The sequence below is a fragment of the Geodermatophilus sp. SYSU D00525 genome (genome assembly GCF_054050475.1).
Map to the genome: position 1 here is coordinate 71,494 of NZ_JBJGZK010000015.1, position 18,595 is coordinate 90,088.

19 protein-coding genes and 2 pseudogenes are annotated in these 18,595 nt (G+C 75.9%); 13 read left to right on the forward strand and 8 right to left on the reverse strand.

Translation table 11 applies throughout. The features are described 5' to 3' along the window. Window positions 1-8: 8 nt before the first annotated feature. Genes ACI796_RS14360 through dhaK form a run of 3 tightly spaced genes read left to right on the forward strand, consistent with a single transcriptional unit; the run spans window position 9 to window position 2,490 of the window. Window positions 9-845 (forward strand): HAD-IA family hydrolase, encoded by an 837-nt coding sequence (locus ACI796_RS14360; protein WP_456941903.1) that lies wholly within the window; start codon window positions 9-11, stop codon window positions 843-845. Further along, window positions 842-1,498, forward strand: coding sequence for a dihydroxyacetone kinase subunit DhaL (dhaL, locus tag ACI796_RS14365; protein ID WP_456941904.1), 657 nt, complete (start codon window positions 842-844; stop codon window positions 1,496-1,498). The genes ACI796_RS14360 and dhaL overlap by 4 nt, the downstream gene beginning before the upstream one ends. Continuing rightward, the gene (gene dhaK, locus ACI796_RS14370) at window positions 1,495-2,490 is read left to right on the forward strand and encodes a dihydroxyacetone kinase subunit DhaK (protein ID WP_456941905.1); all 996 of its coding nucleotides are present in this window, start codon (window positions 1,495-1,497) and stop codon (window positions 2,488-2,490) included. The genes dhaL and dhaK overlap by 4 nt, the downstream gene beginning before the upstream one ends. 105 nt (window positions 2,491-2,595) lie before the next feature. Here the strand turns inward: dhaK and ACI796_RS14375 are convergent, their stop codons facing one another. Together ACI796_RS14375 and ACI796_RS14380 are read right to left on the reverse strand one after the other, a co-directional pair. After that, entirely contained in the window at window positions 2,596-3,135 is a 540-nt protein-coding gene (locus ACI796_RS14375) for a dihydrofolate reductase family protein (protein WP_456941906.1), read from the reverse strand. Window positions 3,136-3,212: 77 nt separating this feature from the next. Beyond that, a complete protein-coding gene (locus tag ACI796_RS14380) occupies window positions 3,213-3,599 on the reverse strand; it encodes a YybH family protein (protein WP_456941907.1) in 387 nt (128 codons plus the stop codon). A 103-nt stretch (window positions 3,600-3,702) separates the two neighbouring features. Between ACI796_RS14380 and ACI796_RS14385 the strand changes: the two genes are divergently transcribed. Continuing rightward, entirely contained in the window at window positions 3,703-4,545 is an 843-nt protein-coding gene (locus ACI796_RS14385; protein WP_456941908.1) for an alpha/beta fold hydrolase, read from the forward strand. Window positions 4,546-4,563: 18 nt separating this feature from the next. Here ACI796_RS14385 and ACI796_RS14390 read toward each other — a convergent pair whose 3' ends face one another. Further along, the gene (locus ACI796_RS14390; RefSeq protein ID WP_456941909.1) at window positions 4,564-5,520 is read right to left on the reverse strand and encodes a hypothetical protein; all 957 of its coding nucleotides are present in this window, start codon (window positions 5,518-5,520) and stop codon (window positions 4,564-4,566) included. 140 nt (window positions 5,521-5,660) lie between these two features. Here ACI796_RS14390 and ACI796_RS14395 point away from each other — a divergent pair, with 140 nt between their 5' ends. Next, on the forward strand, window positions 5,661-6,287 hold the full coding sequence (locus tag ACI796_RS14395; protein ID WP_456941910.1) for a hypothetical protein: 627 nt from the start codon (window positions 5,661-5,663) through the stop codon (window positions 6,285-6,287). Window positions 6,288-6,302: 15 nt separating this feature from the next. Here the strand turns inward: ACI796_RS14395 and ACI796_RS14400 are convergent, their stop codons facing one another. Beyond that, on the reverse strand, window positions 6,303-7,751 hold the full coding sequence (locus ACI796_RS14400; RefSeq protein ID WP_456941911.1) for an amino acid permease: 1,449 nt from the start codon (window positions 7,749-7,751) through the stop codon (window positions 6,303-6,305). A gap of 231 nt (window positions 7,752-7,982) precedes the next feature. Between ACI796_RS14400 and ACI796_RS14405 the strand changes: the two genes are divergently transcribed. Next, the gene (locus tag ACI796_RS14405) at window positions 7,983-9,212 is read left to right on the forward strand and encodes a DUF2235 domain-containing protein (protein WP_456941912.1); all 1,230 of its coding nucleotides are present in this window, start codon (window positions 7,983-7,985) and stop codon (window positions 9,210-9,212) included. On the opposite strand, the pseudogene ACI796_RS14410 reads toward ACI796_RS14405, so the two are convergent. Next, a pseudogene (locus ACI796_RS14410) lies at window positions 9,141-9,965 on the reverse strand (helix-turn-helix domain-containing protein); the annotation flags it as partial. The gene ACI796_RS14405 and the pseudogene ACI796_RS14410 overlap by 72 nt on opposite strands. Before the next feature lie 186 nt (window positions 9,966-10,151). Here ACI796_RS14410 and ACI796_RS14415 point away from each other — a divergent pair. From ACI796_RS14415 to ppk2, 4 genes are all read left to right on the forward strand, one after another. Then, entirely contained in the window at window positions 10,152-11,045 is an 894-nt protein-coding gene (locus ACI796_RS14415) for an alpha/beta hydrolase (protein ID WP_456941913.1), read from the forward strand. A gap of 73 nt (window positions 11,046-11,118) precedes the next feature. Next, complete coding sequence (locus ACI796_RS14420; RefSeq protein ID WP_456941914.1) at window positions 11,119-11,490, forward strand: hypothetical protein; 372 nt, start codon at window positions 11,119-11,121, stop codon at window positions 11,488-11,490. A 23-nt stretch (window positions 11,491-11,513) separates the two neighbouring features. Beyond that, window positions 11,514-12,971, forward strand: coding sequence for a protein adenylyltransferase SelO (locus tag ACI796_RS14425; protein WP_456941915.1), 1,458 nt, complete (start codon window positions 11,514-11,516; stop codon window positions 12,969-12,971). Between the two features lie 50 nt (window positions 12,972-13,021). Next, window positions 13,022-13,858 carry a polyphosphate kinase 2 gene (ppk2, locus tag ACI796_RS14430; protein ID WP_456941916.1) on the forward strand — a complete coding sequence of 279 codons (837 nt, stop codon included), beginning with the start codon at window positions 13,022-13,024 and terminating at the stop codon, window positions 13,856-13,858. Between the two features lie 3 nt (window positions 13,859-13,861). Here the strand turns inward: ppk2 and ACI796_RS14435 are convergent, their stop codons facing one another. Together ACI796_RS14435 and ACI796_RS14440 are read right to left on the reverse strand one after the other, a co-directional pair. Further along, entirely contained in the window at window positions 13,862-15,529 is a 1,668-nt protein-coding gene (locus tag ACI796_RS14435) for a CocE/NonD family hydrolase (RefSeq protein ID WP_456941917.1), read from the reverse strand. A gap of 40 nt (window positions 15,530-15,569) precedes the next feature. Further along, window positions 15,570-16,004: an SRPBCC family protein gene (locus ACI796_RS14440; protein ID WP_456941918.1), complete on the reverse strand. Its 435-nt coding sequence runs from the start codon at window positions 16,002-16,004 to the stop codon at window positions 15,570-15,572. Window positions 16,005-16,203: 199 nt separating this feature from the next. Here ACI796_RS14440 and ACI796_RS14445 point away from each other — a divergent pair, with 199 nt between their 5' ends. From ACI796_RS14445 to ACI796_RS14455, 3 genes are all read left to right on the forward strand, one after another. Continuing rightward, on the forward strand, window positions 16,204-16,701 hold the full coding sequence (locus ACI796_RS14445) for a hypothetical protein (RefSeq protein ID WP_456941919.1): 498 nt from the start codon (window positions 16,204-16,206) through the stop codon (window positions 16,699-16,701). A gap of 6 nt (window positions 16,702-16,707) precedes the next feature. Then, a complete protein-coding gene (locus tag ACI796_RS14450; protein WP_456941920.1) occupies window positions 16,708-17,340 on the forward strand; it encodes an SIMPL domain-containing protein in 633 nt (210 codons plus the stop codon). Window positions 17,341-17,493: 153 nt separating this feature from the next. After that, complete coding sequence (locus ACI796_RS14455) at window positions 17,494-18,234, forward strand: hypothetical protein (protein WP_456941921.1); 741 nt, start codon at window positions 17,494-17,496, stop codon at window positions 18,232-18,234. Between the two features lie 98 nt (window positions 18,235-18,332). Here ACI796_RS14455 and ACI796_RS14460 read toward each other — a convergent pair. Next, window positions 18,333-18,595 (reverse strand): annotated as a pseudogene (locus ACI796_RS14460) (HNH endonuclease); the annotation flags it as partial.

An 18,595-nucleotide genomic window follows, 5' to 3' on the forward strand; every position in this document is an offset into this window, starting at 1 on the left:
GGAGCACGGTGACCGCGCTGCTGTTCGACTGCGACGGCGTGCTGGCCGACACCGAGCGCCACGGGCACCTCCCCGCGTTCAACGCCACCTTCGAGGAGTTCGGTCTCCCGGTCCGCTGGAGCGAGGAGGAGTACGGCGAGAAGCTCCGGATCGGCGGCGGCAAGGAGCGGATGGCGAGCATGTTCGCCGACCCGGACTTCGTCCGGGAGGCCGGGATCCCCGACGACGAGGGAGCGCGCACCGAGCTGCTCGCCCGGTGGCACCGGGCCAAGACGGCGCACTTCCGGCAACTGGTCGCCGACGGGCGGATCCCGCCGCGGTCGGGCATCGCGCGGATCATCCCCGAGGCGCTCGCCGCCGGCTGGACGGTCGCCGTCTGCTCCACCTCGGCGGAGGAGTCCGTGCGGGCGGTGCTCGAGCGCGCCGTCGGCAAGGAGGTCGCGAGCGAGGTGCCGCTGTTCGCCGGCGACGTCGTCCCGGCCAAGAAGCCCGCGCCGGACGTCTACCTGCTCGCCGTCCGCGAGCTGGGCCTGGAGCCGGCCGACACCCTCGTGGTCGAGGACTCCCGCAACGGCCTGCTCGCCGCCACCGCGGCCGGGCTGCGCTGCGTCGTCACCGTCAACGGCTACACCCGCGGCGAGGACATGGGCGAGGCCACCCTCGTGGTGTCGGAGCTGGGCGACCCGGGCGGCCCGCCGATCGAGGTGCTGGCCGGCCGCGGCGTGGCCCGCCCCGGGGACCACGTGACGCTGGCCGACCTGCAGGCGTGCCTGTCGGCCCCCGTCGAGGCACCACACCCGCCGCGCGGCCGGGTGCACGACCCGGAGGAAGGAGAGCCCGCATGACCTCGACCCAGACCTCGCTCGCCCGCACCGAGCTGGTGGTGCGGACGATCGCGCAGACCGCCCTGGACAACGAGGCGTACTTCGGCGACCTGGACGCCGTCGTCGGGGACGGCGACTTCGGCTACTCGCTGGCCCGCGGCTTCGAGAAGCTGCTGGAGGGCTGGGACGGGCTGGACCGCAGCGACCCGGGCACGTTCCTCAAGAAGGTCGGGATGGTCATCAGCTCCCGGATCGGCGGCACGTCCGGCCCGCTCTGGGGCACGGCGTTCATGCGCGCCGGGATGGCCGCCGGGTCCGACGCCGAGCTGACCGGCGAGCAGGTCGTGGCCATGCTGCGGGCGGCCGCCGAGGGCATCAAGACCCGCGGGCAGTCCGACCTCGGGGACAAGACGCTGCTCGACTCCCTGGTGCCCTACACCGACCGGCTGGAGCAGGAGCTGCGCGCCGGCTCGGACGCCGCGACCGCGCTGGCCGCCGCCGCCGGGACCGCCCGCGAGGCGGCCGACGCCACCGTGGACATGGTCGCCAGGCGGGGGCGCGCGTCGTACACCGGTGAGCGCAGCAGGGGTTCGGTCGACGCCGGAGCGATGGCGGTCGCCGTGATCACCGACCGGGTCAGCCGGACCTGGACGACTGGAGGAGCGCCGTCATGAAGAAGTTCGTGAACGACCCGAAGGACTTCGTCCCCGAGATGCTCGAGGGCATCGCCCGGGCCAACCCCGACACCCTGCGCTACGTCCCCGAGTACAACCTGATCATGCGCGCGGACGCACCCCGGGACGACAAGGTGTCGATCGTCCAGGGCTCCGGGTCCGGGCACGAGCCGGCGCACGTCATGGTCGTCGGCCGGGGGATGCTCGACGGCGCCTGCCCGGGCGACGTGTTCGCGGCCCCGCCCATGGACTACGTCTACGAGACGGCCAAGCTGCTGGCCTCGCCCAAGGGCGTCCTGCTCCTGGTGAACAACTACACCGGCGACCGGATGGCGTTCGACATGGCCCGGGAGATGGCCGAGGCCGAGGGCATCCGGGTCCGGGTGCTCACCATCGACGACGACGTCGCGGTCAAGGACTCCACCTTCACCGTCGGCCGCCGCGGCGTCGCCGGGAACTTCTTCGTCATGAAGGCCGTGGGCGCCGCCGCGGAGGAGGGCGCCGACCTCGACGAGCTCGGGCGCATCGGGGAGAAGGTCAACTCCGTCACCCGCACCATGGGGGTCGCGCTCACCGCCTGCACGCCGCCGGCCAAGGGCTCGCCGCTGTTCGACCTCGGCCCCGACAAGATCGAGATGGGTGTCGGCATCCACGGCGAGCCCGGCCGGGAACGCCGCGAGCTCGTCAGCGCCGACGAGATCGCCGACCAGCTCCTGGAGCCGATCGTCTCCGACCTGCCCTACGAGTCCGGTGACCGGGTCGCGCTCATGGTCAACGGGCTGGGCGGCACGCCGATCAGCGAGCTGTACATCCTCTTCCGCCGCGTGCACGAGCAGCTCGAGCAGCGCGGGATCACCGTGGCGCGCAGCTACGTCAACGAGTACTGCACCTCGCTGGACATGGCCGGCGCCTCGGTCACCCTCGTCCGGCTCGACGACGAGATCGAGCGTCTGCTGGCCGCGCCGGCCGAGGTCGCCGTCCGGGTCTTCTAGGAGAGGTGACACGACCCGCGCCACACCACCCGGGGCAGGCTCCGCGGGCCTCCGCGGGCCGAGCGGGTGGAGGACCCCGTCCGACGTCCGCGCCGGACGGGGTCCTCACCCGGCCGGGGCCGGCCGCACGACCCGGTAGTTCAGCAGCACGATCCCGGAGGGGAACGGCCGGCACTCGACCAGCCGGAGCCTGGTGCTCGCCGTCATCGTGCCGAAGAAGGGCACGCCGCCCCCGAGGACGACGGGGACGACGGAGACGCCCAGCTCGTCGACGAGGCCGAGCTCCAGGAGCTGGGTGACCAGCCGCCCGCCGCCGAAGACGCAGATGTCCTTGCCGGGGTCGATCCGGGACCGCACGGTGTCGATCAGCCGGGTCAGGTCGCCGGCGTACGCGTGCACGTCCCGGCCGGTCGCCAGGTCGGCGTCGTGGGTGACCACCCAGGTCGGCACGGACCCGATGCCGGCGGTGCCCATCTCCCGGTAGGTGTTGGCGCCGACGACGTAGGCCCCGGTGCGGGCCTCGGTCTCCGCGAAGCCGTAGTCCTCACCCGGGGCCATGGCGTCGTTGAGCCACGCGAGGTCCCCGGAGGTCGACTGGATGAAGCCGTCCAGGCTGGCCGCCATCCCGGCGAAGACCGTCGCCATGGCGGACGAGCGTAGGCCGCCGCGGAGCTCCCGGCGGACTCCCCGGAGCGCCGGCCCGTGAGCCGCCCGCGGGGTCCTCACCCGGCCCGGTCGGCCTCCGCGGTGTACGGCCGGCCGGGCCAGTACGCCCACTCCTCGAAGTCCTCGACCCGGCCGTCGTCCGCGAAGCGCAGCACCCACAGGTCCCGGTACTCCTGGGGTGCCGGGTCGCCGTAGCGCACCTCCAGCCGGACCACCGCGTCGCGCCCGTCGACGGCGACCGGCTCGGCGGTCACCGTGAACGTCCGGCCCTCGTCCTCCCGCCAGAACGCCTGGATCGCCGCGTGGCCGACCTCCGACGGCTCGTAGGGGGAGCGCCGGTACCGCGCGTCGTCGGTGAACAGCCGGGCGACCCCGGCCACGTCCCCCTCCCGCCACGCGCGCTCGTACCCGGCCACCCACCGCGCCACGCCGGCCCTGTCCACGCGGCCACGCTGTCACGTCCGCCGAGCCGGCGGGGCTTCCCGGCGCGCTCGGGGGTGCGCGACGATCGCATCGCCCAGGGTCCGGACCGCCGAGGAGGGCGCCATGACCGACACCGCTCCCGCGACGCGGACGGAGTACGCCCCGGTCAACGGGTTGCGGATGTACGTCGAGGTCCACGCGCCGACCGGGGAGCCGGCCGGTGGTCCGGTGCTCCTCCTGCACGGCGCGTACATGTCGGCGGGCGACCTCGGGCCGCTGGTGTCCGCCCTGGCCGCCACCCGGGAGGTCGTCGTCCCGGACCTGCAGGCCCACGGCCGGACGGCGGACGTCGACCGGCCGATCACCTACGAGGGCCTGGCCGACGACGCCGCGGGCCTCCTCGCGCACCTCGGCATCGAGCGCGCCGACGTCCTGGGCTTCAGCATGGGCGGCGCCGCGGCGCTGCAGCTCGCCGTCCGCCACCCGGAGGTCGTCCGCACGCTCGTGGTCGTCTCGGCGTCGCACTCGAGCAGGGGGATGGCGCCGGAGCTGGTCGAGATGATCCCGGGCATCACCCCGGAGGTGTTCGCCGGGACGCCGATGGAGGTGAGCTACCGGGCGCTCGCCCCCGACCCCGGCCACTTCCCGGTCCTGGTCCAGAAGCTCAAGACGCTCGACGAGACCCCCTTCGACTGGCCGGGCGAGGACATCCGGCGGATCACCGCGCCCACCCTGGTCGTCGCCGGGGACGCCGACGCCGTCCGCGTGGAGTCCGCCGTCGAGCTCTTCCACCTCCTCGGCGGCGGGGCGATGGGCGACCTGGCCGGTCTGCCGCGGGCGCGCCTGGCGGTCCTGCCGGGGACCACCCACTTCATGCCGCCGGGCAGCGGCGTGCTCGACCGCCTGGACTGGCTGGTCCCGATGGTGCTCGCGCTGTTCGACCGGCCCCCGGACGGCGCGTCCTGACCCAGGCGGCCGCCCGGGTCAGTCGTGGACGAGGACGACCTCGTACCGGTCCGCGGTCGGCGGGATGCCGGTGTCGAAGTGCGTGTTCACGACGGCGAGCCGTCCCTCGTGCCGGATGGCGGTCGCCGGGGTCTGGAAGAGGTCGCTGGTGACGACCTCCACGACGGACCCGGACGCCAGGTCCCAGCTCAGCCGGACCTCGCTCACCTGATCGGTGTTCTGCACCGCCCACAGCGAGTCCCGGTGCAGCTCGATGCCGTCCACGGACGGCACGCTGACCCCGGCGACGACCGCGCTGGCGCCGGTGGCCGGGTCGACCGTGTACAACTCGCCGTTGGTCGAGTGCGCGACGACCAGCGTGGCGCCGTGGTGCGCGGCGTCGATGCCGTTGAGGTTGATCTCGCCGGCGGTGTCGGCCGCCGGCCCGTGCAGCGCGAGCGTGCGGAACGGCCCCGGTCGCCCGGAGGAGTCGATCGGCACGTGGTACAGCACGGCGCGCCGGCTGTCGGTGAACCACGCGCCAGCCGGGGTGACGACGACGTCGTTGACCAGCGTGGTGAAGGCCGCCGGAGGGGCGGGCGACGGCGGCGCGAACCGGTACTCCGCGACCGTCTCCCCGGAGTGCAGGTCGTACACGTACGCCTGGCCGGTGCCGCCGCCGGCGACGTAGAGCAGGCCGTGCCGGAGGTCGGCGTCCATGCCGACCGCCCACCGGCCGGCCGGTGCGTCGATGAACAGCTCGGCGGTCCCCGCCTCCAGGTCGCCGCGGAAGACGTCGCCGGCGAACAGGTCGCCCGCGTAGAACGTGTCGCCCCCGCCCGCCGCGATGCCCTCGGCCGAGGTGGCGCCCGGCAGGACGATCACCTCCGGCCAGGACGCCGCCGCGGACGGGACGGTCGTGACCGTCAGGGCGACCACACCGGTCAGCAGCACCGCCGCTCGCAGGTGGCCGGTCGTCCTCCGCGTCGTCGGCACGGCTGCCTCCGGTGGGCGTCGTCGGTCGCACGGTCGTCCCCCGCCCGGTCCACGGTGGCCCGCGGGGTGCGCACGGGACAGGGCCGAACGCCCCGGACGTGGCGGCGGTGGTGCGGCTCGTCGCCGGGTAGGCCGACCGCATGGACCCGCTCGCTCTGCCCCGCACCGTCACCGCGTCCGCGCTCGCCCTGGGGACGGCGGTGCGCGGCGCGCGCGTGTTCCACCCCCGCGGGCGGGCGTCCACCGGGACCGTGGAGACCGTCGGCGGCGGCTCGTGGGGCGCCCGGCTGCTCGACGCGGAGGACACGCACGACGTCGTCGTCCGCCTCTCCCGCGGGGCCGGGCTGCCGGAGCCACTGCCCGACGTCGTCGGCCTGGCCGTCCGCTTCCCGGGACTCGGGTGGGGCGGAGCGCCGCTGGACGTCCTGGTCAACACCTCCGGGGGCCTGCCGGGCCTGCGCCACCTGTTCGTGCCGCGGCCCCTCGGCCGGACGTTCTCCTCCGTGCTGCCGTACCGGACCGGCAGCGGCCGGCTGGTGGTGCTGGGCGCGCGGAGCGAGGGCGCCGGCTGGGACCTGCTGGCAGCACCGCTCGCCGGCGGCTGGACGCGGTGGGGACGGCTGACCGTCGGCGCCGCCCGGCCGGACGCGGAGTCCGAGGTGCTGCGCTTCCGTCCGACGCTCGGGGCCGACGACCTCCAGCCGGTCGCGCTGTTCCGCGCCGTCCGCGACCTCTCCTACCGCGGGAGCCAGGCCCTCCGCCCCTGACGGCCGGAGCGCCGCTCAGTCGTCGACCGGCTGGCGGTGGCTCGGGCTGTCCGGGTTCAGGAGCGAGTGCTTCCGCCCGTAGGCGAAGTAGATGACCAGCCCGATGAGCAGCCAGACCCCGAAGCGGGCCCACGTCTCCCACGGCAGCTGCCAGATGAGGAACAGCGACGCGAGCACCCCGAAGGCCGGGACGACGGGCATGAGCGGCAACCGGAACGGCCGCGGCGTGTCCGGCCGCGTGTAGCGGAACAGGATGACCGCGACGCAGACCACGATGAACGCCGACAGGATGCCGATGTTCGTCAGGTCCGCGACGGCGCGGATCGGGAAGACGCCGGCCAGCACGGCTGCCCCCACGCCGGCGATCCACGTGACCCGCTGCGGGGTGCCGGTCCGGTCCACCTTGGCGAACCACGGGGGCAGCAGCCCGTCGCGGCTCATGGAGAACCAGACGCGGGTGACGCCGAGCAGGAAGGTCAGCATCACCGTCAGGATGGACAGCACGGCGAAGACGGAGATGATGCTGGCGACCACCGGCAGGCCCGCACCCTCGAAGGCCGAGGCGAAACCGGCGGTCGGGTCGATGTCCCGGTAGTCCTGCATCCCGGTGAGCACCAGCGTCGCGGCGACGTAGAGCAGCATCGCGATGACCAGCGACAGGATGATCGCCTTCGGCATGTGCTTCTTGCCGTCCTCGGCCTCCTCGGCGGCTGTGCTCATGGCGTCGTAGCCGAAGACCGCGAAGAAGACGGTGGCCGCGCCGGTGAGCACCGGGCCGAAGCCGGACGGCAGGAAGGGGTCGTAGTTCCCGGCCTCGACGTAGAAGACGCCCAGCCCGATGATGCCGAGGATCAGCACGATCTTGATCCCCACCGCCACCAGCTCGAACCGGCCGAAGGTCTTCGTGCCGCGGCTGAGGATGAACGTGACGAGCAGGCAGATCAGGACGGCGGGGACGTTGACGACGCCGCCCTCCTCGGCGGACGCGGTGAGCGAGGTCGGCAGGGTGAGCCCGAGGTTGTCGAGCAGTTCGCCGAGGTAGCCGGAGATGCCGATCGCCACGACGGCGACGATGGCGATGTACTCCAGGAGCAGGTCCCAGCCGATGAACCACCCGATGAGCTCGCCGAGGGCCACGTAGCCGTAGGTGTAGGCGGATCCGGCGCGCGGGATCATGCCGGCGAACTCGGCGTAGGACAGCGCCGCTGCCGCGGAGGCCAGGCCCGCGATCAGGAAGGCGATGAGCACGGCCGGCCCGACGGCCTCGTTGTCCGCGTCGCCGGCGGCCACGAGCCCCGCGAGGGAGAAGATCCCGACGCCGATGATGCCGCCGACCCCGATCGCGGTCAGCTGCCACAGCCCCAGGCTCTTGGCGAGCGCGCCGCCGGCGACGCGTTCCTCGGCGTCGTCCATCTGCTCGACCGGCAGGCGCCGCCAGACGGAGTGCTGGTCCCGGGTGCTCATGGGCGTCCCCTCGTCGCGGGCCCCGTGTGCGGCGAGCCTGCCCGCGTCCCGCCGGGTCGGCAAAGCGGGACGCCGGCGCAGCGGCGCGTCGGCACGGTGGCGCGTCGGCACGGTGGCGCGTCGGCACGGTGGCGCGTCGGCACGGTGGCGCGTCGGCACAGCGGGGCCTTGTCGGCCGGGCGGCGGGGGAGCACCGTGGCAGGCACCCGACGTGCCCCCGCGGGAGGTGCCGTGCCGAAGCGACTGGTCGTGTGCTGCGACGGCACCTGGAACACCCCCGACCAGGTGGCCGCGGGCCGGCCGTGTCCGACCAACGTCACCAAGATCGCCCTGGAGGTCGCCCCGGCCGGCGACGACGGGCTGCGGCAGTGCGTCTACTACCTGCGCGGGGTCGGCACCGCCCGCGGGGAGCGGTACCGCGGCGGCGCGTTCGGCGTGGGGCTGTCCCGCACCGTCAAGGACGCCTACCGGACGATCGTCGACAACTACGAGCCCGGCGACGAGCTGTGGTTCTTCGGGTTCAGCCGCGGCGCGTTCACCGCCCGCAGCACCGTCGGCCTGGTCCGCACCGCCGGCGTGCTGGAGCGCCGCCACGCCGGCCGGCTCGACGAGGCCTACGAGCTCTACCGCTGCCGGCAGGCCCATCCCCGCGGCACCGAGGCCGAGCTGTTCCGGCGCTCCTACTCGTACGAGCCCGACGTGCACTTCATCGGCGTCTGGGACACCGTGGGCGCGCTCGGGCTGCCGGTGCGCGGCCTGGGCTTCGTCAACCGGCGGTGGGCGTTCCACGACACGACGCTGAGCTCGAAGGTGCGCAACGCCTTCCAGGCGCTGGCCGTGGACGAGACCCGCCGCGCCTTCCGGCCCACGCTGTGGGAGCCGCGCCGGGGCGACGCCCGGCCGGAGGGCCAGCGGCTGGAGCAGGTCTGGTTCTCCGGCGTGCACTGCGGCGTCGGCGGCGGCTACCGCGACACCTCGCTGTCCGACGTCGCGCTGCTGTGGATGGTGGAGCGGGCCCGGGAGTGCGGCCTGGCGTTCCACCGCGACGCCTTCGCGCCGCCCCGGCCCGGCGAGGTGCCCGACGACAACCGCCCGCGCCCGGCGCCCGACCCGCTCGGCGAGCTGCGGGACTCCCGCACCGGCCTGTACCGGCTGCTCCCGCGGTACCACCGGCCGATCGGGGAGGGGCACCCGCACACCGAGAGCCTGGCGACGACCGCCGTCCGCCGGTACCTGCAGGACGAGCGCTACCGGCCCCCCGGCGTCGCCGCGTTCCTCGCCCGCGGCGGGCGGCGCACCGAGGTCGACGCCGGCCGGCGGTCAGCGGGCGGCGGACGCCCGCTGCCAGTCCCGCGGACTCATCCCGAAGGCCTCGCGGAACCGGCGGGCGAAGTGGCTGGGGTCGGCGAAGCCGCAGGCGCGGGCGGTGGCGGCGATCGACCGCTGCCGTCCGGCGGGTGAGGCCAGCCGGGCCCGCGCGGCCTCCAGCCGCCGGGCGATGACCTCCTGCTCCAGGCTCGCGCCCGCCGCGGCGAAGGCCTTGTAGAGCTGCCGGACCGAGACGCCGTGCGCGCGGGCGACGGCGGCCGGGGTGAGGCCGGGGTCGGTGGGGTGCCGGGCGACGTGCGCGCGCACCCGGGTCACCAGCGTGTCCTCCCGCACCGGCGGGCCGGGCCGGTCGTCGCCGGCCGCGGACACCACGAGCGCGCGGACCAGCTCGACCGTGGCGGCCCCGAGCGCGGCGGCACCCGGGTCGGCCGACAGCGCCGCGGCGTCGTCGGCGATCCGCTGCAGGTGCGCGCGCACCAGCCCGTGCAGCGCGCTGGCCCGCAGCCGCGGCGCCGCCCGGCGGACGACGTCGACCGGCAGGCCGAGCCGGTCGAGGGGGACCAGCAGCGCGCGGGACCCGCCGCCGGCCGCGCGGGCGGACCCGGGGGGCGCGGTCATGTCGACCAGCACCAGGTCCCCGCCCTCGGCCGGCTGCCCGCGGCCCGGCTGCCCGAGCTCGCCGCGGCCGCGGTGCGGGAAGGCCAGCGCGACCACCGGGGCGGCGTCCCGGGCGGCGTGCCGCCGGGTGCGGACCGTGCGGAGGCGGGTCGCGTCGGTGGCCAGCAGCACCGCCGTCCCGTACGGGAAGGCCTCGGTGCGGTCGGCGCGGTCGGTGCGGTCGGTGCGGTCGGTGCGGGGGAGCGGGGTGGTGTCGGAGAGCAGCATCGCGCCGTCCCTGGGCCTCGGGCAGCTGACGTCCCCCGTGGACGCCGTCGAGCCTGGCAGAGCGCCCCGGCGACCGGAACCCGCCCGGGTGCAGGCAGGGACCGCAGCCGTGCACGCAGGGACCGGTCACCGGACGGCTCCGCTGTCAGGCTCGCGCTGACCGGCCACCACCCCGAGGGAGCGACCGTGACCACGCCACCAGCACCTCGCACCGCACCGAGCACCACCGCACCGAGCACCACCGCACCGAGCACCACCGCACCGGACACCATCGTCCTGATCCACGGCTTCTGGGTGACCCCGCGCAGCTGGGAGCACTGGAAGACGCACTACGAGCAGCGCGGCTTCCGCGTGCTCACCCCGACCTACCCGGGCTTCGAGGGCGAGGTCGAGGCGCTCAACGCCGACCCGACGCCGATCGCCGAGGTCACGCTGCCGGCGATCGTCGAGCACCTGTCCGCGCTCGTCCGCGGGCTGGACCGGCCGCCGGTCCTCATCGGCCACTCCGCCGGCGGGACGCTCGTGCAGCTGCTGCTCGACCGCGGCCTCGGCGCGGTGGGCGTGGTGATCGACTCGGCGCCGACCGAGGGCGTGAAGGTGGTGCCGCTGTCGCAGCTGCGCTCCACCTGGGCGGTGCTCAAGAACCCCGCCAACCGGCACCGCGCCGTCGGGCTGACCGAGGAGCAGTGGCACTACGCCTTCACCAACACGTTCCCCGAGGACGAGTCGCGGGCGCTCTACCGGCGGTACCACATCCCGGCGTCGGGCCGGATCCTGTGGAACTCCGTGCTGGCCAACCTGATGCCCGGCCCGCAGGACGCCCACGTCGACTACGGCAACGAGGCCCGGCCGCCGCTGCTGTTCGTCTCGGGCGGCGAGGACCACCTCATGCCGCCGTCGGTGCAACGGTCGAACGCGGCGCACTACCGCGGCGACACCGTGACCGAGGTGCGCGAGTACCCCGGCTACCCGCACCTGCTGCCCGCCGCGCCGGGCTGGGAGGCGATCGCCGACGAGTCCCTCGACTGGGCGCTCGAGCACGCGACGGGACCGCGCCCGCAGGTCGCCGGCGCCCAGTGACGCGCCCGGCCGGCCGCCGACGGCCGGCCGGTTCCTGCTGGCCGGCGGCGCTCCCGGCGGCGATCATGGCGGGATGACGGTCACCGCGATGCCGGCACGGGCCCGCTGGGTGTGGGACGCACGCGACCGGACCCGCGCGGTCCGCGTCTCCGCGCACCCGGCGCAGGGCCTGGTCAACCTGAGCATCTGGCGCGACGACGCGTGCGTCGGCACCGTCAAGCTCCGGCCCGACGAGGTGGCCGGCCTGGTGTCCGGGCTGACCGAGAGCCTGGCCGAGCTCGCGGTGACGCCGCCGCCCGCCCCGGCGGCCCCGGCCACGGTCACCGAGCTGGAGACGCGGCTGGCCGCCGTCGAGTCGCGGCTCGCGGCGCCGCGCCCGTCCGCGGCCGGACGGCTGCGCACCCTGGCCGCGCGGGCGGCCGGTCGTCTCCCCGGGCGCCGCTGAGCCCCGTCCGTACATTCGAGGGGGTGACCGTCACCCCCGGCGTCTCCGTCGTCCTCGGCACCCGTTTCGCCACCGCGCTCCCGGAGATGGCGGTGCCGTGGCAGGCCGTGGGAACGCCCGACCCGCGGCTGCTGGTGCTCAACGAGCCGCTGGCCGCGGAGCTCGGCCTGGACCCGGAGGCGCTGCGCGGCCCCGCGGGCGTCGGACTGCTCACCGGCACCGTCGTGCCCGAGGGCGCGCGGCCGGTGGCGCAGGCCTACGCCGGCCACCAGTTCGGCCACTACAACCCGCGGCTGGGCGACGGCCGGGCGCTGCTGCTCGGCGAGCTCACCGGCGTCGACGGCCGGCCGGTCGACCTGCACCTCAAGGGCTCGGGCGCCACGCCGTTCTCCCGCGGCGGCGACGGGCTGGCCGCCGTCGGGCCGATGCTGCGCGAGTACGTCGTCAGCGAGGCGATGCACGCCCTCGGCATCCCCACCACCCGCTCGCTCGCCGTCGTCGCCACCGGGCGGCCGGTGCGCCGGGAGACCGTGCTGCCCGGCGCCGTCCTCGCCCGGGTGGCCGCGAGCCACCTGCGGGTGGGCAGCGCGCAGTACGCCCGCGCCACCGGCGACGACGACCTGCTGCGCCGGCTGGCCGACGAGGCGATCGCCCGGCACCACCCGGCCGCGGCGGACGCCGACCAGCCGTACCTCGCGCTGTACGAGGCCGTCGTCGCCGCGCAGGCGGACCTGGTGGCGCGCTGGATGCTCGTCGGCTTCGTGCACGGCGTCATGAACACCGACAACGTCACGCTGTCCGGCGAGACCATCGACTACGGGCCGTGCGCCTTCCTGGAGGGCTACGACCCCGACACCTGGTTCAGCTCGGTCGACGAGGGCGGGCGCTACCGCTACGGCAACCAGCCGCTGGCCGCCGAGTGGGACCTCGCCCGGCTGGCCGAGGCGCTGCTGCCGCTGTTCGCCGGCGAGCAGGAGCAGGCGGTCGCGCTCGCCGTCGAGGCGCTCGGCCGGTTCCGCCCCCGCTTCGAGGCGGCGCTGCTGACCGGCTGGCGGGCCAGGCTCGGCCTGCCTGCCGGGCTCGACGACGAGGTCACCCGGTCGCTGGTCGAGGACTGGCTCGCGCTGCTGCAGGCGAACCGCGTCGACCTGACCTCGTCGGTGCGGAGGCTGTCGGCGGCCGCGCGCGGCGACGCCGAGCCGGTCCGCGAGCTGGTCCTCGACCTGGCCGGGACCGACGCCTGGTTGGAGCGCTGGCGCGCGCTGGCGCCGGACGCGGACGCCATGGACCGGGTCAACCCCGTGTACGTCCCGCGCAACCACCTCGTCGAGGAGGCGCTGGCCGCGGCCACCGCCGGTGACCTCGGCCCGGTGGAGCGGCTGGTCGAGGTGGTCCGCCGCCCGTTCGACGAGCGGCCCGGGCTGGAGCGCTACGCCGCGCCCGGCCCCGAGGGGCCGTTCGTCACCTTCTGCGGCACCTGACCGTCCCGCGGCACCTTGCTCCACCGGGCGGGGCGGGTCGATGCTGCGGCATGGCGTCCAAGAAGAGGTCCGGCCCCTCCGTCGAGGAGGCACCCAGGTCCACCGGCAAGGTCCCCACCGCGTACTACGAGGAGGAGATGGCCCGCCTCCAGGTGGAGCTGGTCAAGCAGCAGGAGTTCATCCGCGCGCGGGGGCTGCGCGTCGTCGTCCTGTTCGAGGGCCGCGACGCCGCCGGCAAGGGCGGCGCGATCCAGCGGATCACCGAGTCGGTCAACCCGCGGGCCACCCGGGTGGTGGCCCTGCCGGCGCCGACCGAGCGCGAGCGCGGGCAGTGGTACTTCCAGCGCTACGTGGAGCACCTGCCCACCCGCGGCGAGATGGTCCTGTTCGACCGGTCCTGGTACAACCGCGCCGGCGTCGAGCGGGTCATGGGCTTCTGCACCGACGAGGAGTACGAGGAGTTCCTCCGCTCCTGCCCGGAGTTCGAGCGGATGCTCGTCCGCAGCGGCATCACCGTGCTCAAGTACTGGTTCTCGGTCAGCGACACCGAGCAGGAGAAGCGGTTCCAGGCGCGGCTGCACGACCCGACCAAGCGCTGGAAGCTCAGCCCGATGGACCTCGAGGCGCGCAACCGCTGGGTGGACTTCTCCAAGGCCAAGGACGCGATGTTCGCCGCGACCGACATCCCCGAGGCGCCGTGGTGGGTGGTCGAGGCCGACGTCAAGAAGCGCGCCCGCCTCAACGTGATCTCGCACCTGCTCGCCCAGGTGCCCTACGAGGACCTCACCCCCGCACCGCCGGAGCTGCCGCCGCGGCCGCCGGTCGACGAGGACTACGTGCGCCCGCCCATGGACAGCCAGCGGTTCGTGCCCGACGTCGTCCCCTGACGGTCAGGGGAGGACCGGCAGCACCACGCACGAGGGGTGCGCGGCGTCGTGCCGCACCTCGAACCGGTTGACCCGCAGCTCGGTCGCCGTGCCCAGCGGCTCGCCGGTGCCCGGGTTCCGCGCGAACCGCGGGAACGCGCCGCCGCTGACCTGCACCCGCACCCGGTGGCCGGCCCGGAACCGGTAGGCGGTGGGGAACAGCGCGACGTCGACGGCGAGGGTGCCGTCGTCGGCGACCGCGACGTCGTCGGCCGGGACGGTGCGCGGGTCGAGCCGGCGGATCCCGTCGACGACGTTGCGCGAGACGCCCGCGGGGTCGACGTCGCAGACGCGGACGAAGACGTCGGCGTGCGGCAGCTCGGTGCGCACGTGTACCCGTGCCCGCACCGGCCCGACGACGTCGAGGTCGGCGGCCAGCGGGGGACCGGTGAACACCAGGACGTCGTCGCGCGCCTCGACCTCCCGGTTGTCCGCCTGCCCGCCCGGCGGCTGCAGCAGCGGCCCGCCGACGGTCGGGGTCGGGTCGGCCGGGTCGTAGGTGAACCGGCCCGGCGCGGCGTCGTCGTCCGCCGGCTGCGCGGTGAGGCCGCCGCCGGCGCGCAGGTGGAGGACCTCGTCGCGGGCCTGCGCCGGCGGCCACCGGTCGAGGTCCAGCCAGCGGCCGGCCTGCTGCAGGAACACCCGGACGGCGGCGCCCCGGGGCACCGGCCCGCCGAGCAGGTGGTGGCGGAGCCACGCGACGTCGCTGCGCACGATCGCCCGCAGCTCGCCGAACTCGCCGTGCAGCCAGGGCCCGACGGTGACCCGCACCGGGACGCCGGCGGCCTGCAGGGCGGTGACGTCGGCCATCTGCCCGGCGACGAACAGGTCCCACCAGCCGGTGACCATGTTCACCGGGGGCAGGCGGGTGAGGTCGGCCTCGCCGTGGTCGGCGGCGGACCAGAACGGGTCGCCGGGCTCGGAGTGCGCCACGAAGTCGCGCCAGAAGGGCACCGGCGCGCCGGCGACCGCGACGTCGGCGGCCTGCAGCGGCAGCCGCCCGAGCGCCCGGCGGACCTGTTTGCGCAGCCGTGGGTCCGGTAGCCCGCCGAGCAGCCCGCCGCGCTCCTGCCGGCCGATCTGCGCCGACCACGCGAGCGCCGTGTGCACCGAGGGCGCGCCGTTCTGGAAGAAGACCGTGTCACTGACGTCGGCCGCGGTGATGTGCGGCGACACCGAGGTCAGCGGCGGGTCGGCGTAGGGCGCCACCGCCCACTGCGTGTGCCCGAAGTAGCTGCCGCCGGTGGTGGCCACCCGGCCGTCGCACCACGGCTGCGCGCGCAGCCAGGCGACGGTGGCCAGGCCGTCCTCGTGTTCGGTGGTGAACGGGCGGAAGTGCCCGCCCGAGCCGAACGTCCCGCGGGTCGCCTGCAGGAAGACGGTCAGGCCGCGCCGGGCCAGGGGCGCGGCGAACAGCTGCCCGCCCGCGCCGGCCCGGCCGTAGGGCGTGCGGACGAGGACGACCGGCTGCGGCCCGCGCGTGCCGACCGGGCACCACAGGTCGCCGACCAGCGCGACGCCGTCGGGCATCGGGACGGCCAGGTCGCGCTCGACGGTGTAGCTGCCCGTGGTGGGGCGCAGCCCCAGCGCGAGGTCCACGGCCAGGGCGCCCAGCCTGCTGAGGACGGTCATGGCCGGACGCTACCGACCGTCCCGTGCGCCCGAGGGCAGGTCAGAGAGGCCGCTCCGCCCGCTCCTTGAGCGCCCGGTTCATGGCCTCGAAGCCGGGCAGCGTGCCGCGCCGCAGGGACCGTGCCAGCAGCGGGACGAGCACGCCGCGGAAGGTCTCCTCCTGGACGAGCCGGGTGCCCGGCCCGGCGGGCTCGAGGCGGAAGACGTGCTCGCCGTCGAACAGCCCCGGGACGCCGAGGCGGCCGAGCCACCGCAGCTCGCGGGGCGGGGCGACCTCGAGCAGGTGCGGGCGGAAGCCCATCGCCCGCCCGCCCACCGGCTGCATCCGCAGCGACAGCCGGGCGCCGGGGACGACGTCGCCCGCGGCCCGGACGATGAACGGGTTCCACTCGGGATAGGCGCGCAGGTCCGTGAGCTCGGCCCACACCCGCTCCGGCGGCGCGTCGATCTCGATCGCGGTGGACAACTGGGTCATCGCGCTGGGCTCCTCGGGTCGGCGTCCGGCTCACCGTGGCCGACGTCGTCAGGCGCCGTCGAGGGCTCCCGGCGCGGGCTCGCCGCGGCCGGGTGGCTGCGTCGCGGTCCCGCCGTGGCCGCAGGACTGCGCTGAGCCGCTCCGCGGACCTACGCTCGTCGCGCCGACGGCCGGAGGCGGCCCGGAGGGGGCGGTGACCATGACGTGGAGCCCGGACTACCTGCCCGTCCTGAGCCGGGGACGGCACCGCACGCCCGCGCGCGGCGCGTGCTTCCTCGAGTACACGGCCCTGCTGGCCGGGGAGGCGTTCAGCGACGCGCCGGCGTGCGTCGACGCCGAGCTGGCCGCCGTTCTGCGGCACGCCAACGACGTGCTCTCCGACGCCGACCGGCCGCGCCTGGTCCCGCTGCTGGGCCGCGCGATCGGCCTCGCCGTCCCCTCCTCCGCGGGACGGCTGCGGAGGGAGGCGGCCCGGCGATTCGCCGAGGCCGTCGGGTCGACGCTGTCGGTGGACGAGCGGCGGTTCGTGCGCACCGCGCACGTGGACCGGCTGTTCTGGTCGCTGATGTTCGAGCCGGTGCCGGTCAGCACGTCCGCGGCGTGGGTCGACCGCCTCGTCGAGCGGCTGGACCTGCTGCACGGCTGCTACGAGTCGGTGGTCGCGGAGCTGTCCGCGCCCGCGCCCGTGGTCGGCTGACCGCGCGTGACGCTGCCGCCGGCCGTCGTCCGCGTGCGCGGTGAGGCTTGCGCCGACCACCCGCCCGACTGCGCGACGCTCGCCGTGCACGTCCGCGAGGTCTCCCCGGACGGCCGGGCCGCGGCACTGGCGGTGGCGTCGGGGGTGGCCGCCGGCCTGCGCGCGGCGCTCGACGGGGTCGCCGGGGTCCGGGCCGTGGTGCTGTCGCGGGTGTCGGTGCACGAGCGGTTCGTCTGGGACACCGGGACCGCCGAGCGGGCCGGCTGGGAGGCGACCGTGGGCGGCACCGTGCAGGCCGACGCGGGCGCCGTGCCGGAGCTGGCCGAGGTGGTGGCCGCGGCGGGTGCCGGGATCGGCGGCGTCTCCTGGGACCTCGACGACCCCGCCGCCGCGCGCCGCGCCGTCCGCCGGGCCGCCGTCGCCGCCGCCCGCGAGGCCGCCGCCGACCTCGCCGACGCGGTGGGGCGCCCGCTCGGGCCGCTGCTGGAGCTGGCCGACCCGGGACTGTCCTCCGCGGTGCCCGGCGCGCCCGAGACCATGGCGGTCATGGCCCGCGGCGGCGGTCCCGCGCTGGAGCTGGACCCGCAGGACGTCGTCGTCCGCGCCGTCGTCGAGGCGACCTACGCCCTGGGGGAGTGAGCCGGGTCGTGCCATGATCGGCCGGTCGGCGCCGGACCCCGCCCGGGGACACCCGCCGGCCCCGACCCGCGAGACGGTCCGTCCCCGTGGCGCCGGCCCGGCGGTCCCCGCCGGCTCCCCGCCGCGGGGCGTCCCGTCCGCGCGAGGACCGACATGACCACGCAGCTCTCCCGACCGCCGTCGCCCTGGCCCGGCTCGCGCCACGAGACCGAGTACCGCTGGGACCTCGACGACGTCGTCTCACTGACCGATGCCGCCGCACGGGTGCGCCTCCTGGCCGCCGAGCTCCGCGCCGCGCACGCCGCCGGCTGGACGCTGGCCCAGCCGATGCGCGACGGCCACCTCCTCGCCACCCGCCCGTCCCGGCGGCAGCGCGCCGCCACGTCCCTGACGCCGGTGCCGCTGCCGGCGCCCGGCGTCGCCCCCGCCCTGCACTGGCGGGTCCGGGTGGTCGACGAGCCGCCCGTCGCCGACGACGACGTGCTGTCCCTCGGCGCCGTCCCCGGCACTCCGGTCGTGGCCCGTGGCGGGGGAGGGGCGGTGCAGGTGGGCGGGCCGGACCTGCGGTCCGAGGTGCTCGCCGAGCTCGCCCGGCAGGTGTCGCCCACGGAGCTCGGCTCCCGGCGGTGGGCGGTCGTCGCGGCCCGGGTCGGTCCCGGCCGCGACCTGGTCGCCGAGGGCAGCGCCCTGCGGGTGCACGCCGTGGCCGGCGGAGTCCTCGTCCGGACGGTCGAGTCCCTGACCTTCCGGCACGCAGCCGACCGCGCCGCGACGCTCCTCGATGCGGCGGCCGCCTACGAGCGGCTGGCGCGGGCGGCGGAGGCGATGGCCGCGGCAGGCGGGCGGCTGGCCGAGACCGACGACGGCCTGCTGCACGTCCGGTACGGCCGCTGATGCACGTCCCCCGGCGCCCTGACCTCCGTGCGCAGGGGAGGACCGCAGGCGTCGGCTCGCCGGGTGCGGGCGAGCCGACGTCCCTCTGATCGGGTCGGTCAGAAGGGCGGGGGATCGTCGGTCGGGTCGGCGGGTGATGGTGGTCCGGTGCCGGCCGGTGGTGGGTCCGACTCGGCCGGGGGTGGTCGCATCCCGGGTGGGCGGGTGGTCCGCGTGATCCCCGACGGGGTGGTGACGGTCAGACGCCGTCGGCACTCATCTCGAACCGCCACCCCCTCGCGAAGGTCTTGAGGCGGTGGTGGCTGCGGCACAGGCAGCACAGGTTGGCGCAGTCGGTGGCGCCGCCGTGGGCGTGCGGGAC

Excerpts from the sequence above, each read along its gene's own strand:
- dhaL (WP_456941904.1), top strand. The coding sequence starts at position 842 with ATGACCTCGACCCAGACCTCGCTCGCCCGCACCGAGCTGGTGGTGCGG.
- dhaK (WP_456941905.1), top strand. The coding sequence starts at position 1,495 with ATGAAGAAGTTCGTGAACGACCCGAAGGACTTCGTCCCCGAGATGCTC.
- ACI796_RS14375 (WP_456941906.1), bottom strand. The coding sequence starts at position 3,135 with ATGGCGACGGTCTTCGCCGGGATGGCGGCCAGCCTGGACGGCTTCATC.
- ACI796_RS14385 (WP_456941908.1), top strand. The coding sequence starts at position 3,703 with ATGACCGACACCGCTCCCGCGACGCGGACGGAGTACGCCCCGGTCAAC.
- ACI796_RS14395 (WP_456941910.1), top strand. The coding sequence starts at position 5,661 with ATGGACCCGCTCGCTCTGCCCCGCACCGTCACCGCGTCCGCGCTCGCC.
- ACI796_RS14400 (WP_456941911.1), bottom strand. The coding sequence starts at position 7,751 with ATGAGCACCCGGGACCAGCACTCCGTCTGGCGGCGCCTGCCGGTCGAG.
- ACI796_RS14420 (WP_456941914.1), top strand. The coding sequence starts at position 11,119 with ATGACGGTCACCGCGATGCCGGCACGGGCCCGCTGGGTGTGGGACGCA.
- ppk2 (WP_456941916.1), top strand. The coding sequence starts at position 13,022 with ATGGCGTCCAAGAAGAGGTCCGGCCCCTCCGTCGAGGAGGCACCCAGG.
- ACI796_RS14435 (WP_456941917.1), bottom strand. The coding sequence starts at position 15,529 with ATGACCGTCCTCAGCAGGCTGGGCGCCCTGGCCGTGGACCTCGCGCTG.
- ACI796_RS14440 (WP_456941918.1), bottom strand. The coding sequence starts at position 16,004 with ATGACCCAGTTGTCCACCGCGATCGAGATCGACGCGCCGCCGGAGCGG.
- ACI796_RS14445 (WP_456941919.1), top strand. The coding sequence starts at position 16,204 with ATGACGTGGAGCCCGGACTACCTGCCCGTCCTGAGCCGGGGACGGCAC.
- ACI796_RS14455 (WP_456941921.1), top strand. The coding sequence starts at position 17,494 with ATGACCACGCAGCTCTCCCGACCGCCGTCGCCCTGGCCCGGCTCGCGC.